The 990-nt window shown below is 66.7% G+C and carries 1 protein-coding gene; it reads left to right on the top strand.

The genetic code is table 11. The features are described from left to right. Positions 1-990: AMP-binding protein (locus F0Q45_RS26185; protein ID WP_149656614.1), on the top strand; the 990-nt coding region annotated here is incomplete at both ends.

Raw genomic sequence — 990 nt, forward strand, 5'->3', positions numbered from 1 at the left:
GCGTAGCGATCACCCACCACAACATCACCCAACTGCTGGCCTCGATGGCGACGAACCTCGCCTACGCACCCGGACAGGTCTGGACACTGTGGCATTCCTATGCCTTCGACGTCTCGGTGTGGGAGATGTGGGGCGCGCTGGTGCACGGCGGGCGGCTGGTGGTGGTACCCGAGCGGCTGACCCGCAGTCCGGCCGACCTGCTAGCCTTGCTGGTCGCTGAGCGGGTCAACGTGTTAAGCCAAACCCCCTCAGCGTTTTACGCGCTGCAGGCCGCCGAGGCCGCACACCCCGAGCTGGGCAGCCAATTGCAGCTCGATGCGGTGGTGTTCGGAGGCGAAGCCCTTGAGCCGCAACGTATCCGGACATGGCTGGGCAATCATCCGCAGACGCCGCGGCTGATCAACATGTACGGCATCACCGAGACCACCGTGCATGCCTCGTTTCGCCAGATCGTCGAACGCGACACCCACAGCGGCGTGAGCCCGATCGGGGCACCCCTGGCGGGTGCTGCGTTTTTCGTGCTGGATCGGTGGTTGCGGCCGGTGCCGGCCGGTGTCGTGGGTGAGTTGTATGTGGCCGGCGCCGGGGTGGGCTGTGGGTATGTGCGCCGCGCGGGGTTGACCGCGGCACGCTTTGTCGCCTGCCCGTTCGGGGAGACCGGCGCCCCTGGGATACGTATGTATCGCAGCGGGGATCTGGTGCGCTGGGGCGCTGACGGCCAACTGCAGTACGTCGGGCGCGCCGACGAGCAGGTCAAGATCCGCGGCTACCGTATCGAACCGGCCGAAATTGCCGCAGCGCTAACCGAACTCGACGGCGTCGAGCACGCCGTGGTGATCGTCCGCGAAGACCGCCCCGGCGACAGACGCCTGGTGGCCTACCTCACCGGAAACGCGGATCCGAGTGCGACGCAAGACCACTTGACCACCCATCTGCCGCATTACATGCTGCCGGCTGCGATCGTGGTCGTGCCAGCATTGCCGTTGACGC

The organism is Mycobacterium simiae (assembly GCF_008370645.1).
GTDB classification, from domain to species: domain Bacteria; phylum Actinomycetota; class Actinomycetes; order Mycobacteriales; family Mycobacteriaceae; genus Mycobacterium; species Mycobacterium simiae_A.